The sequence below is a fragment of the Paenarthrobacter sp. TA1.8 genome, from assembly GCF_048595705.1.
GTDB lineage: Bacteria > Actinomycetota > Actinomycetes > Actinomycetales > Micrococcaceae > Arthrobacter > Arthrobacter nitroguajacolicus.
The window spans coordinates 4,790,514-4,802,572 of record NZ_CP184287.1 but is presented as its reverse complement, the minus strand read 5'-3'; the positions used below and the strand labels follow the sequence as shown (position 1 = coordinate 4,802,572).

General features: G+C 61.9%; 13 protein-coding genes. 8 read left to right on the top strand and 5 right to left on the bottom strand.

What is annotated here, in order from left to right; all coding sequences use genetic code 11:
* Positions 1–11: 11 nt before the first annotated feature.
* On the bottom strand, positions 12–560 hold the full coding sequence (locus ACNAOT_RS22410) for a CGNR zinc finger domain-containing protein (protein ID WP_091464089.1): 549 nt from the start codon (positions 558–560) through the stop codon (positions 12–14).
* A gap of 71 nt (positions 561–631) precedes the next feature.
* Between ACNAOT_RS22410 and ACNAOT_RS22405 the strand changes: the two genes are divergently transcribed.
* On the top strand, positions 632–1,672 hold the full coding sequence (locus tag ACNAOT_RS22405; RefSeq protein ID WP_420179465.1) for an EamA family transporter: 1,041 nt from the start codon (positions 632–634) through the stop codon (positions 1,670–1,672).
* A gap of 129 nt (positions 1,673–1,801) precedes the next feature.
* Here ACNAOT_RS22405 and ACNAOT_RS22400 read toward each other — a convergent pair whose 3' ends face one another.
* Positions 1,802–2,065, bottom strand: a complete 264-nt coding sequence (locus ACNAOT_RS22400) for a WXG100 family type VII secretion target (RefSeq protein WP_011776688.1) — start codon at positions 2,063–2,065, stop codon at positions 1,802–1,804.
* Between the two features lie 157 nt (positions 2,066–2,222).
* Between ACNAOT_RS22400 and ACNAOT_RS22395 the strand changes: the two genes are divergently transcribed.
* Entirely contained in the window at positions 2,223–2,495 is a 273-nt protein-coding gene (locus ACNAOT_RS22395) for a DUF2277 domain-containing protein (RefSeq protein ID WP_011776687.1), read from the top strand.
* Positions 2,496–2,524: 29 nt separating this feature from the next.
* Here the strand turns inward: ACNAOT_RS22395 and ACNAOT_RS22390 are convergent, their stop codons facing one another.
* Genes ACNAOT_RS22390 through ACNAOT_RS22380 form a run of 3 tightly spaced genes read right to left on the bottom strand, consistent with a single transcriptional unit; the run spans position 2,525 to position 5,707 of the window.
* Positions 2,525–5,050, bottom strand: a complete 2,526-nt coding sequence (locus ACNAOT_RS22390; protein ID WP_420179464.1) for a heavy metal translocating P-type ATPase — start codon at positions 5,048–5,050, stop codon at positions 2,525–2,527.
* 8 nt (positions 5,051–5,058) lie between these two features.
* The gene (locus ACNAOT_RS22385; protein WP_043471595.1) at positions 5,059–5,292 is read right to left on the bottom strand and encodes a heavy-metal-associated domain-containing protein; all 234 of its coding nucleotides are present in this window, start codon (positions 5,290–5,292) and stop codon (positions 5,059–5,061) included.
* A gap of 49 nt (positions 5,293–5,341) precedes the next feature.
* Positions 5,342–5,707 carry a metal-sensitive transcriptional regulator gene (locus ACNAOT_RS22380; protein WP_420179463.1) on the bottom strand — a complete coding sequence of 122 codons (366 nt, stop codon included), beginning with the start codon at positions 5,705–5,707 and terminating at the stop codon, positions 5,342–5,344.
* Between the two features lie 280 nt (positions 5,708–5,987).
* On the opposite strand from ACNAOT_RS22380, the gene ACNAOT_RS22375 reads away from it, so the two are divergent.
* The 6 genes from ACNAOT_RS22375 to ACNAOT_RS22350 are packed head-to-tail and all read left to right on the top strand — an operon-like array spanning position 5,988 to position 12,054.
* A complete protein-coding gene (locus tag ACNAOT_RS22375) occupies positions 5,988–7,280 on the top strand; it encodes an extracellular solute-binding protein (RefSeq protein WP_420179462.1) in 1,293 nt (430 codons plus the stop codon).
* Between the two features lie 31 nt (positions 7,281–7,311).
* Positions 7,312–8,304, top strand: a complete 993-nt coding sequence (locus tag ACNAOT_RS22370) for a carbohydrate ABC transporter permease (protein ID WP_420179461.1) — start codon at positions 7,312–7,314, stop codon at positions 8,302–8,304.
* Positions 8,301–9,212, top strand: a complete 912-nt coding sequence (locus ACNAOT_RS22365) for a carbohydrate ABC transporter permease (protein ID WP_420179460.1) — start codon at positions 8,301–8,303, stop codon at positions 9,210–9,212. The genes ACNAOT_RS22370 and ACNAOT_RS22365 overlap by 4 nt, the downstream gene beginning before the upstream one ends.
* Positions 9,209–10,831, top strand: coding sequence for a beta-N-acetylhexosaminidase (locus ACNAOT_RS22360; protein ID WP_420179459.1), 1,623 nt, complete (start codon positions 9,209–9,211; stop codon positions 10,829–10,831). Before ACNAOT_RS22365 ends, ACNAOT_RS22360 begins: the two co-directional genes overlap by 4 nt.
* Positions 10,832–11,647 (top strand): IclR family transcriptional regulator, encoded by an 816-nt coding sequence (locus tag ACNAOT_RS22355; RefSeq protein ID WP_420179458.1) that lies wholly within the window; start codon positions 10,832–10,834, stop codon positions 11,645–11,647.
* A complete protein-coding gene (locus tag ACNAOT_RS22350) occupies positions 11,644–12,054 on the top strand; it encodes a rhodanese-like domain-containing protein (RefSeq protein ID WP_420179457.1) in 411 nt (136 codons plus the stop codon). The genes ACNAOT_RS22355 and ACNAOT_RS22350 overlap by 4 nt, the downstream gene beginning before the upstream one ends.
* The last annotated feature ends 5 nt before the right edge of the window (positions 12,055–12,059 follow it).

Genomic DNA, 12,059 nt, shown 5'->3' with positions numbered 1-12,059 from the left:
GCCGGCCTTTATCACTCGCCCTCGGCGGCCTTCCGCGCGCGATACGCAGCAACGTGGGCGCGGTTAGCGCAGTTCCCTGTATCGCAGTAGAGCTTGGAGCGGTTGCGGCTGAGGTCCAGCACGACGGCGTCGCAGTCGTCCGCCGCGCACACGCGCATGCGGTCCATTTCCTTGCTGCGGATGACGTCGATGATGGCCATGGCAGCTTCGGTTCCCATTCGGACTGCCAGCGGTGCTTCCGGGGTGGTGGCGTGGAGGTGCCAGTCCCAGTGGTCATGTTTCACCAGTTGCGGGAGTGCCTTTGCGTCGGCAAGCAGTTTGTTGACGGACTTGGCTGCCGTGTCCTCGTCAGCGCTCCAAAGTGCCGCCAGTTCGCTGCGGAGGCGCTTGATGCTGCTCAGTTCCGCAGGAGTGTTCACCCGTGATCCGGTGAACTCTTCAGCTTCCAGGAAGGAATCGAGGTCTTCCATTGTGACCAGCGATTCCGCGCCGTTGGCGGCCGTATTGATCAGATTGACGACGCTACGAAGGGCTACCTCGGTGTCAGGCGCAAAAAGCACTTTGACTCCTTACATGTTTCGAGAGTACTGTCATGACCATAAGCCCACTTTACTCCTGACAGGAGGCTGCTGTGTCAGCTCCAACGACGAAGGCTGATGCAAAGAGTTTCCTGGCATCAGGACTCGGCATCGCACTCTTTTCTTCCGCCGTTTTCGGCACGTCCGGCTCGTTTGCCAAGTCGATGCTTGAAACCGGCTGGTCACCCGGCGCCGCTGTTGCCGTGCGCCTTACTGGTGCCGCACTGATATTGGTGATCCCCGCCGTCGTGGTTCTCCGCGGCCGGTGGCACCAACTCAAGGACAACTGGCTCACCATCCTGCTGTTCGGGCTCATCGGAGTTGCGGGGTGCCAGCTCTTTTACTTCAATGCCGTGGCCCGATTGTCCGTGGGCGTCGCGCTGCTGCTTGAGTATCTGGCTCCGGTGATGATTGTGCTGTGGCTCTGGATTGCCAGCCGACGGCGGCCCCGTGCGCTCACTGCTTCCGGTGCCCTGTTGTCCCTGGGCGGACTGGTCCTGGTGCTTGATCTGACGGGTGCCGTGAAGGTCGACTTTATTGGAGTCCTTTGGGGTATGGCCGCCGCAGTCTGCCTAGTGATCTACTTCTTCATCACTGCCAAGGAGAATGACAGCCTCCCTCCGCTGGTGCTCGCTTCCGGGGGCCTCTTGGTGGGCGCGCTGGTCATGTGGCTCGTCGGGCTGCTGGGGCTGCTGCCCATGACCTTCAGCACCGCAGACACTACGCTGGGGCCGTGGACCACTCCGTGGTGGGTCTCCGCAGTCGGACTCGTCATCCTGGCCACAGTGCTCGCGTACGTTTCCGGCATCATGGCTGCCCGCAGCCTGGGCTCGAAGGTAGCGTCCTTCGTGTCTCTCACTGAAGTGCTGTTCGCCGTGATCTGGGCATGGCTGCTCCTGGGGGAACTCCCCGGCCCCATTCAGCTGCTGGGCGGCCTCCTCATTGTGGGCGGCGTGGTCCTGGTCCGGGTCGATGAGCTGCGGGGAGATCGCAGGGCGGCCGTTACTGCCCAAGAAGCGGCCCGCGTTCTTGATCACCCGAACGACGTGGAACCCGTCCCCTCCGGACATGTCACCAAGGCGCCCCGCAGCTAAGCCACGGAACTCCCGGGTTCATTCGAAGTCCCTGCCATACAACGGCGGTACGGGCGAACAACACCGGGAGCCATGCCTTTAACAGCGAAAACCCCGGACGCTGATGCGTCCGGGGTTTTCCCAACTGTCTTAGTTGGAAGCCTGCTGCTGCTGCTCAGCGTTCTTCTGAGCGCGATCGCCGGCTTCACGAAGTGCGTCGGCAACCTTCTTCAGGTTGGAAGCGTGCTGGCTGTCCCACTCGCCGCGGAACTTGTCAGCGTCCGGGCCCTTCCAGTCGGTGCCGTCAAGTGCGCCCTTGAGCTGTGAACGCTGCTGCTCGATGTTCTCAGCACCGGCCTTCAGCTTGTTACCGAGCTGACGAAGCTGATCAACATCTGCACCCCAAATAGCCATGAGATTCTCCTTCATTTTTCGGACCCGAGCTCTTCGGCATCCCCAACGGCCTCCGGCTCATCCGGAAGATCCAATAACTAAAACCTATCCCGGGAATCCAAAAACCGTCGATGGGCACCCCTCCCCATGTAGCACTGCCCATAGTTAGCATGGGGTTATGTGCCGCAATATCAGGACCCTGCATAACTTCGAACCGCACGCTACGAGCGCCGAAGTGGAGGCCGCTGCCCTGCAATACGTGCGCAAAATCAGCGGATCCACCAAGCCCTCCAAAGCCAACGAGGAAGCCTTCGCGGAGGCTGTGCACGAGATCGCGCACATTACGCAGCATCTCTTGGACTCCTTGGTGAGCCACGGCCCGGCGAAGAACCGTGACGAGGAAGCCGCGAAAGCGAAGGCCCGGGCTGCGGTCCGGTTCGGAACCGCGTAGCCCAGGCCACAACTGCCAGTCAGTTAGGTCTACTTCCCGAACGAGCGCAGCCTCAGCGAGTTCGCAACTACCAGCACGGAGCTGGCTGCCATGGCTGCGCCGGCGATCATCGGGTTCAGGAATCCAAGTGCTGCCACTGGGATGCCGATCGCGTTGTAGAAGAACGCCCAGAACAGGTTGGTCTTGATGGTGGACAGTGTCTTGCGGGACAGCTCAATTGCCTGCACCAGCTGACCCAGATCACTGCCCATCACGGTCAGGTCAGAAGCTTCGATGGCAACGTCCGTTCCCGAACCCATCGCGATACCGAGGTCCGACTGTGCCAAAGCCGCGGCGTCGTTGACGCCATCACCTGCCATGGCCACCGTGGCACCGGACGCCTGGAGCTTCCTGACCGCCTCAACTTTCCCCTCCGGCAGTACGCCGGCGAACACGTCTTCCGGTGATATCCCGACGGCGGCAGCCACTTGGGCGGCTACTGCAGCGTTATCGCCGGTCAGGAGGATGGGGCGGATTCCCATGTCCTTCAACTTTTGTATCGCCGCTGCGGAACCGGGCTTGATGGTGTCCCTCAGGCTGACGATTCCTGCAGCCTGACCGTCCACTGCAACCCAGATAGCTGTAGCGCCGCCGTTTTCTTCTGACGCCAAGGCTTCCCGTTGGCTTGAATCGAGCGCGATGCCGTTCTCCTCGAGCCAGCCCGAGCGTCCGACAACCACAGTCCTTGAGACGCCGTCTACTGCAACGGTTCCCCTCACGCCGCCGCCGGGAGCGGAACTGAAACCGGCAACACCAGGCAGGGTGCCGGCGTCGGGCATGGCGTCCTTTGCCGCGGCAGCAATCGCGTGGGCGATCGGATGCTCAGAGGCCGATTCAACAGCTCCCGCCAGTGTTAGGACGGCGGCCGGGGCGTAGCCGTTGAGGCCCACAGTGTGGTCCACAGCGAGCTTGCCGCTGGTGACGGTGCCCGTCTTGTCCAGCAGGATGGTGTCCACATGGCGGGTGTCCTCAAGAACCTGGGGGCCTTTGATGAGGATGCCCAGTTGAGCTCCGCGGCCCGTCCCTGTCAGCAGCCCGACGGGAGTTGCCAGGCCCAAGGCGCAGGGGCAGGCGATCACCAGCACGGCAACGGCTGCCGTGAAGGCCGCGTTGAGGTCGCCCGAGATAAACAGCCAAAGGACGAACGTGAGCACGGCAATCACCAGCACGATCGGAACGAAGACGGAGCTGATCCTGTCCGCGAGCCGCGCAATGGGTGCCTTGCCCGTCTGTGCCTGGCTGACCAAGCGCCCCATCTGAGCGAGCGTCGTGTCGGAGCCCACGCGGGTGGCCCGGACCAGCAGGCGACCGGAGGTGTTGATCGTAGCGCCCGTCACCAGGCTGCCCGGTCCTACCTCCACCGGCACCGATTCGCCGGTGACCAGTGAGGCGTCGACGGCGGAAGCACCGTCCGTGACTACGCCGTCAGTGGCAATTTTCTCCCCCGGGCGGACAACAATGACGTCATCTACGAGGAGTTGATCGGCAGGAATCTTCTGCTCCACGCCCTCCACGAGGATCGTTGCATCCTTGGCACCCAGGTTGAGCAGCGCCTTGAGCGCGTTGCCGGCTTTGGCCTTCGCGTTCGCTTCAAGGTAGCGGCCCAGAAGCAGGAACGTTGTGACCACTGCAGCAACCTCGAAGTACAGGCCGCCCCCGGACATGTTTTCCATGCCGGGGTGTTCGGTCATGCGTGGATCCACAAAGAGTTGCCACGCCGAGTAGAGGTAAGCAGCGATGACGCCAATGGAAACGAGCGTGTCCATGGTGGAGGCGAAGTGCCGGGCATTGATTGCGGCTGCTCTGTGGAAGGGCCAGGCCGCCCAGCTCACCACGGGTAGGGCCATCGCGCCCACAACCCATCCCCAGTTGGCGAACTGCAGGGCCGGGATCATCGAGATCGCGAACACCGGAATGGTTAGCAGTGCTGCGACGATCAGGCGTGGGCGCAGGGTTGATGCAGCAGGGCCGTGGGACATGTGGTCTTTGTGTGTGGCGTGGTCAGTGTGGTTGGCTTCCGCGGCGCCACTGGCGCCTTCGGCGCCGTGCTCTGCATGCTCGGTCGTTCCTCCCTTAGACGCATGCTGCCGCACGCCGCCGAAGGCTTCACCTGGGACCCTTCCTGACCCGCCGACGTCGGCACGGTGTTCCTGGGTTTGTTTTGTAGGAGCGTGTCCGTGGGCCTCGTGGGCCTCGTGGGCCTGAAGGCCGATGGTGTGTTCGTGGTTGGTTTGGGGTTCGGGGGAGTGGGGCTTGCGGGTGTGCGGCGCGGGGGCTTGGCGGACGGTGGCTTTGTATCCCGTCGCGTTGACGGTGTCCACAATCTGCTGATCTGTCACGGTTGCCGGGGCGGTGACGTGGGCTGATTCGAGGGGCAGGTTGACGCTGGCCTCCACGCCCTCGAGCTTGCCCAGTTTTCGTTCCACTCGATTGACGCACGAGGCGCAGGTCATGCCCTCGATGTCCAGCTCGATGACCCGGTGTGCGGGTTGGTTGAAGGTCTCCTGGCTACTCAAGAGGACTCCTAAGCTTCGTTGGCTACCACCAGGTAGCCGGCTTCTGCCACGGCCTCGCCGATTTCAGACGGCGAGAGCTCCTTGGTTGATGTGATGGTCACAGTGGACAGGCCACCTGGGTTGAGGTCCACGGCCACGTTTTCGACGCCGCTGAGCGACTCAATTTCTTCGCTGACACTGGAGACGCAGTGGCCGCAGGTCATACCCGAAACGTTGACGTTGGTCTGGATGGTCTGGCTCATGGCGCTCTCCTTGGTGATGAGTTGAATGGTGTGGTGGTTGTTGGCGGAGTTACCGCAGCAGGCGCCCGATGGCATCGGTGGCCTCCTTTACTTTGGCGTCGATCTGTTCGGCGCGGGCTTCGGGGTTGGGCTCGGAGGCGGCACCCACGACGCAGTGGCCGATGTGCTCTTCTACGAGTCCCAAGCTGACTGCATGGAGGGCCTTGGTGGCAGCTGCTACCTGGGTGAGGATGTCGATGCAGTATTTGTCGTCCTCCACCATCCGCGCGATACCGCGGACTTGCCCTTCAATCCGTTTCAAGCGTTTGAGGTAGGCATCCTTGTTGCTGGTGTAGCCGTGGGGTGCGGCGTGCTCCAGATCCACCTCGATGATGGGTGCATCCGGATTGCTCATGCTCAGGTCTGGCGTGCTCATAACTCGAAGCTATACCCATAGGGGGTATCGCGTCAAGTACCCCCTGGGGGTATAAAAACAATCAGGAGTCCACGAGCCCTGGTAGTCATCACGCCAGTAAAGGACTAGACCAACCAAGGAGGTAGGTATAGACCAAAAGATCCAAAATCTGGATTCTTGTTTTGCAATGCAAACCTTTTGGTAAATGTGCTTCCGCCCACACCCGCACGTTCATAGTGTTTGGTCTCATAGCCGCGGAGGGGGAAATCCCGCGGAACCCAACTTTCTCCTTGGAGGACACTTGAAACTCGCACGCTCCGCAGCGGCCATAGCCATCGCAGCGCTCGCCTTGACCGCTTGCGCTCCGCCCATCTCAAACAACGCAGCCTCCAGCTCGGACGAGCAGACGGGCACCGTCCGCGTCTGGCTCTTCTCCGAGGTCAATCAGGATCCCAAGGCCGCAGTGGTCAAGGAAGCCATTGCTGAATTCGAAGCGGCACACAGCGGTGCCAAGATCGATGTCCAGTACATTCCCGTCGACAGCCGCGCCGAGCGATTCAAGGCGGCATTCAACGATCCTTCCAGCGCGCCGGACGTGGCTGAGTTCGGTAACACCGACCTCGCTAGTTACGTTGCATCCGGCGGACTGGCCGACGTCACCGAGGACATCAAGTCCTGGGATGAGGCCAAGGACCTGGACGAGAAAATCCTGGACACCACTGAGATCGACGGCAAGAACTACGGTGTTCCGTGGTTCGTTGGCGTTCGCGCCCTCTACTACCGCACGGACCTCCTGCAGCAGCTGGGCCTTGAGGTCCCCAAGACCTTGGATGAGGTAGAAACCGTTGCCCGTGCTGTCCGTGCAGCGAAACCGGACCTGCTGGGCATTTCCGTGGGTGGCGCCGCGCAGTTCTCGGCCATGCCGTATCTGTGGGCCAACGGCGGCGAGATAGCCACGAAGGAAGGCGACGCGTTCGTTTCCGGACTGGACTCCGCTGAGTCGCGGGAAGGCGTCGCCGCCTACACGCGACTCCTCAAGGACGATATCTGCCCGGCCCAAACCTGCGCCGAGTTCGGTGGAAACGCCAGTGTCCAGCAGTTCATTGCAGGTAAATCGGCCATGACCATCGGCGGCGACTTCAACTACAAGGCTGTCGCAGCCAGTGCCATCAAGGACAAGTTCGCCGTGGTTCCCGTTCCCGGCAAGACGGCCGGTTCCATCGCACCGGCCTTTGCTGGCGGTAACAACCTGGGTGTCTTCAACAGCAGCGAACGCCGCACCCTCGCAGCCGACTTCGTAAAGACGCTGGCCAGCAAGAAGTACCAGCAGAAGATGTTCGATTCCATGGGCAACCTCCCCACCTTCAGCGACGTGCAGAAGTCCGTAGCGGAGAACAACAAGCAGGTGGAACCGTTCATCAACACCCTCGGCGCCGGCACCAAGTTCGTCCCGGTCACTGAAAGCTGGTCAACCATCGACGCCCAGGGTGTGTTCACCGGCATGTACCAGAAGGTGGTCACAGGGAAGGCTGACGTCAATGCCGCAACCACCGAGGCTGCAACGGCCATGAACACGGCATTCGGCTCCAAGTGATGCGCTGCAGTACATCATTTAGGGACGCATCATGACAGCGCTCACCCCGGTTCTGCCGGATGTCCCGGAAAGTGGCAGGCCGGACAGTGGATCCACGACGGCGGCCCGCAAGTCCCGGCGTTTCTCCAACGGAAAGCGCCGGCTGGAGCCATGGCTCTACCTGGCCCCGGCGTTCATCGTCCTGATCGCGCTGCTTGGCTACCCGATCTTCCAGCTGATCAACGTCTCGCTGTACGACTACCGCCAGGCACAGGTCAGCGGCAAGGCGCCCCTGAACTTCGTGGGCCTCGAGAACTACCAGAAGCTTTTCGCTGACCCACAGTTCTGGACTGTCCTTGGCAATACGGTGGTGTTTGCCACCGCCTGCGTGGTCTTCACCTTGCTGGTGGGCAGCTCCCTCGCAGTGCTCGCAACCAGGCTGCGCCCGTGGGTCCGTTCGATGCTGTTCGTCGTCTCGCTCGGCGCGTGGGCTACCCCTGCGGTCACGGGCAGTGCCGTTTGGCTTTTCCTGTTCGAGCCAACCTTGGGCCTGGTCAACAAGACGCTGGTGGCCATCGGGCTGACCCAGTTTGAGGGCTACTCCTGGACCTACGACAAATGGTCGGCGTTTGGGCTCGTTGCCAGCGAAGTGGTGTGGTGCTCGTTCCCGTTCGTGCTGGTCACGGTCTACGCCGGCATCCAGGCGATCCCCACGGAGGTCATTGAAGCGGCCAGGATTGACGGTGCTTCCATGCCCAGGATTGCGCGCAGCATCATGCTCCCGATGCTCAGGCCAATCGTGATCGTGGTGACCATCCAATCCATCATTTGGAACTTCAAGATCTTCTCGCAGATCTACATCATGACCAACGGCGGTGGGATCGCGGGCCAGAACCTGGTGCTCAACGTGTACGGCTACCAGCAGGCATTCGCCGCCAGCCTCTATGGCCTCGGTTCTGCGCTCGGCGTCATCATGACGGCCCTCCTCATGGTCATCACCCTGGTCTACCTCCGGATACTCAAGAGAACAGGCGAAGCCCTATGACCGCCGTCGACGTTTCCTCAGTCCCTCGCAGAAAGACGCAAGCGGAGGCTCCGCAGAAGCTGCGCAAGCAAGGCAAGCGCCGCTTCGGAGCCGATGCCGCGGCGATTGTCATCGCCCTGATCGTTGCCTTCCCACTGTTTTGGATGGTGCTGTCCGCGCTGAAACCCAAAACTGCGCTCGACGCCGGTGATGCGGCACCGTACACGCTGGAACCGTCGCTGGACTCGTTCGGGCGCGTCCTGGGTGTGAACAATTTTGGCCAGTACTTCCTCAACAGCGTGATCGTGGCTCTGGTGGTGGTGGTGCTATCCACCGTCCTGGCGTTCCTCGCAGCCGTGGCCCTGACGCGCTACAACTTCAAGATGCGCACCAAACTGCTGATCATCATCCTGGTCTCGCAAATGGTGCCTGTTGAAGCACTGACCATTCCGCTGTTCTTCCTCCTGCGCAATGCCGGGGAGGCCGTCCCGTTGGTGGGGCTGAACCAATTGGGCTCTCTAGTTCTGGTCCACGTCGGATTCAGCATTCCGTTCGCTATTTGGATGCTGCGTGGTTTCGTGGCCGCTGTACCGCTGGAGGTTGAGGAAGCCGCCCGCTTGGACGGCGCCAGCAGCTTCCGGTTTGTCCGTTCCATCCTGTTCCCGCTGGTGGCACCCGGAGTGGTGGCATGTTCGGTGTTCTCCTTCATTTCCACTTGGAACGACTTCCTGTTTGCCAAAACATTCATCATCTCCGCCCAGGAGAACCAGACGCTGCCCATGGCACTGCTGACGTTCTTCAAGCCTGACCAAAACGATTGGGGAGCCATCATGGCCGGCTCGGTCATCATGACCATTCCTGTGCTGATCTTCTTCGTATCAGTTCAGCGCAAGCTCGTGTCCGGACTGGCTGGGGCGGTGAAGGGATGAGTGCGGCTCACCAGTTGGTCCCGGCGCCGTGGTCCTTCTCCGCGGGCTCGGGCGAGTTGGAGCTCGACGCCGGCACAACCTTGGGCGCCGATCCTGAACTGCGCGGGCCTCGCCGCTGGCTCGCCGGGGCTCTTGGTGCAGCGACGGGTTGGGACCTGGCACCCGTGCCGTCTGAGGAAGCGGACATTCGCCTCCGGCTGGAGCCCACGCTCGACGCCGAGGCCTACCGCCTGGAGGTGAGCGACGACGTCGTGATTTCTGCGGGTGGTGCTGCCGGTGCCTTCTACGGTGCGCAGACACTGTTGCAGCTGATGGGGCCAGCGGCCCTACGGCAAGCTCCCCTTGCTTCGATACGAACCTGGCCAGTACCGCGCGTTTCTGTGGAGGACAAGCCACGCTTTGGCTACCGCGGGACCATGCTGGATGTCGCGCGGCACTATATGCCCAAGGACAACGTGCTCCGGTTCATCGAGGTGATGGCCATGCACAAGCTCAACGTCCTGCACCTGCACCTCACGGATGATCAGGGGTGGCGAATCCAGATCAACCGGTATCCCAAGCTGACGGAGGTCGGGGCGTGGCGACGTGAATCATCGCTGGGTTCCTGGCGCGCAGGCGTCTTCGATGGCCGCCCGCATGGCGGCTTCTATACGCAGGACGACCTCCGGGAGATTGTGGCCTTCGCAGCTGACCGGCACATCACCGTCATCCCGGAGATCGACGTTCCCGGGCACAGCCAGGCTGCCATCGCTGCCTATCCGGAGCTGGGCGCACCCCCGGTCGGCGGTTCAACGCCTGTGGAGGTGTGGACGCGGTGGGGTATCAGTGAAACGGTCCTGGAAGTGTCCGATACCTCGCTCGAGTTCTACCGGAACGTGCTGGACGAAGTGGTGAAGATCTTCCCCTCCCCGTGGATAAGTCTCGGCGGCGACGAAGTGCCACTCACGCAATGGCAAGCCAGTGCGCAGGCGCAAGCGAAGGCCAATGAGCTGGGCTTGGACGATGTTTCCGGCTTGCACAGTTGGTTCGTGGGGCAGTTGGCGTTGCATCTGAAACGCCACGGCCGCGCCACATCCGTGTGGGATGAAATCGGCGACGGCGGCCTCCCGGACAGTGCCCTCGTGGCGTCTTGGCGCGGATACGAGGGCGGGATAGATGCCCTGAGGAACGGGTACGACGTTGTGATGTGCCCTGAGCACAAGCTGTACCTCGACCATCGCCAAGCCGACGGCGACGACGAGCCTGTGCCCGTGGGCTTCGTGACAACTCTGCGGGCGGTCTACGAGTTTGAGCCACTGCCAGGTGTAGACGGCACGGAAGTCCCCGGCCGTCTCCTGGGAGCGCAGGCCAACATCTGGAGCGAGCACTTGGATTCGCCCCGCCGCGTGCAGTTCGCAGCGTTCCCGCGCCTCAGCGCCATCTCTGAAGTGTTCTGGTCCAAGCCGGAGGGCCGGGACTACGATGAGTTCCTGACCCGACTTACAGGTGCACATCTGGCGCGCCTTGAGGCTATGGGCGTGGAGTACCGTCCCCTTGCAGGGCCTGCACCATGGCAGCAGCGGCCGGGTGTGGAGGGTTGGAAACGAGATTACGACGCCGAGCAGCTCGTGAGGAACTGAGTGACTACTGAAGGCAAGGATGTCCGTAATTCCTCGGCATCGCTTCGCAAGGCGCTGGCTTTGTTGACTGTGGTGGCCGAGGAGCCTGGTAATGGAGATGGGCTGGCGCTCGTGGAGCTTTCCCGGCTGTCCGGTTTGAACAAGAGCACGCTGTTGCGTTTAGCTGCACCTTTGCTGGAGGAAAATCTTCTGGAGCGCGACCACGAGACAGGCAAGTTCCGCCTGGGCCACGGCTGTTTGCGGCTGGGCCAGTCATACCTTGACCGGGTGGATCTGCGCAGTGTAGCCAACGGCGAGCTCCGGAGCCTCATGCGCGCCACGGAAAGCACCTGCCACCTGGTGGTGCTTTCCGGGCACGACGTCGTCTACCTGGACAAGGTGGAGGACGAGGCCACGGTGCGGATGGCTTCCCGCGTCGGCGCCACCATGCCGGCATACTGCACTGCCGTGGGCAAGGCCATGCTGGCGTTCAGTCCGGAGGAAGTGGTAGGACCGATCCTCGCGGCGGAGCTCCACCCGCTGACGGAGAAGACCATTACGGACCCTTCCCTGCTTCGCGCTGATTTTGAGGCCATCCGCCGGCGCGGCTATTCCATAGACGATCGTGAGAATGAACCGGAAGTACGCTGCGTGGCCGCTCCGATCTTCGGCCACGACGATCACGTGGTTGCCGCACTATCAGTATCGTCGTTGTCCTCCCGGATGACTGCTAAGCGTGTCCGGGAGGTTGGGCCCATGGCAGCTGAGACCAGCCTCCGGATCTCCGCCAAGCTGGGCTCGCGGCGGGCAAGCGCGAAACTGGCGAAGCTCGCATGAGTATCAGCGCAGCGGACTATTTTCGCGCCAAGCTGCAGTGCGAGATCGATGTCATGGAAGTGGCTGAGTCCCAACCCGGCTCATTGGTTGTGGTGGACACACGCCGGCAGTCCTCGTGGGATCACGGACATATTCCCGATGCCGTACATATTCCGACGGTGGATATTCCGGCCTTGGCACAAGAACTCATCCCAGTCGGTTCCCAAGTAGTGGTCTATTCCTGGGGCCCGGGGTGCAACGGAAGCACCTTCGCTGCGCTCGCCTTCGCTGAACTCGGCTACTCCGTGAGGGAAATGATCGGTGGCATTGAGTACTGGATCCGGAACGGGCTTCCCTTGGCAACAGCAACAGCCAAGGGGACCGTGCAAAGCAAGCCGGATTCGTTGGTGACAGCACACACGTCCTGAAGTGA